The organism is Geobacillus zalihae NBRC 101842 (assembly GCF_001544135.1).
Taxonomy (GTDB): domain Bacteria; phylum Bacillota; class Bacilli; order Bacillales; family Anoxybacillaceae; genus Geobacillus; species Geobacillus zalihae.
Genome location: NZ_BCPV01000145.1, coordinates 1 through 803, shown reverse-complemented (window position 1 = coordinate 803; position 803 = coordinate 1). Strand labels below are relative to the sequence as shown.

The 803-nt window shown below is 48.4% G+C and carries 1 protein-coding gene; it reads left to right on the top strand.

The features are described from left to right. Positions 1–375 precede the first annotated feature (375 nt). A partial coding sequence (locus GZ1_RS17755; RefSeq protein WP_174520705.1) for a type I restriction-modification system subunit M N-terminal domain-containing protein occupies positions 376–803 on the top strand: 428 nt, incomplete at its 3' end.

The following is an 803-nucleotide window of genomic DNA, read 5'->3' as shown; positions in this document are numbered from 1 at the left end:
GGCATGTGGAGTGTGTGGCGAAAATTCGGTTGAGATAAGACAACGGGCCGGTGGATCCGGCCTTGTTGTTTGCAGTCGAATTGGGCAAACGGCCATGACGACACGAATGACATGATAAAGATTTCATCCGCCTGCAAAACTGGGGGCTGGATGAGATCCATCCTATTGAGAATCCACAACACTTGCAAGTGTTCCTCGAACGGTTATGGTGAACGACTCCCGCTTCATGCAAAGCACAGTCGGAGTTTCTTTGCCCCAAATGTCACCCTCTGTCTTCCTGAGCGTCAACCGGTATAAAACGTATTTTTCTTCCCCTTTTGTACCGAAAACCGTATATAATGGAGATTGGAAATCACAAGGAGGTACATAGAAGCCATGCTCACAGGCGAATTGCGCCATAAAGTCGATAAAATATGGGAAACGTTTTGGACAGGCGGCATTACGAACCCGCTGACGGTCATTGAACAGTTTACCTACTTATTGTTCATCAAAGGCTTGGATGAAGTCGAAACACAGCGCGAGCAGGAGGATGCGCTGCTCGGCATTGAATCGGAACGCATCTTTCCTCCCGATAAGCAACACTTGCGCTGGAGCAAATTCAAACATTTTGAAGCCGCCCATATGTACGATGTCGTGTCCAATGAAGTGTTTCCGTTCATCAAAAACTTGCACGGCAATCGGGAATCGGCCTATGCAAAATATATGGGCGACGCCATTTTCATGATCCCGACGCCGCAAATGCTCGTCAAAATCGTCGACGGCATTGACCGCATTCCGATGAAAGACCGCGATACGAAAGGCGA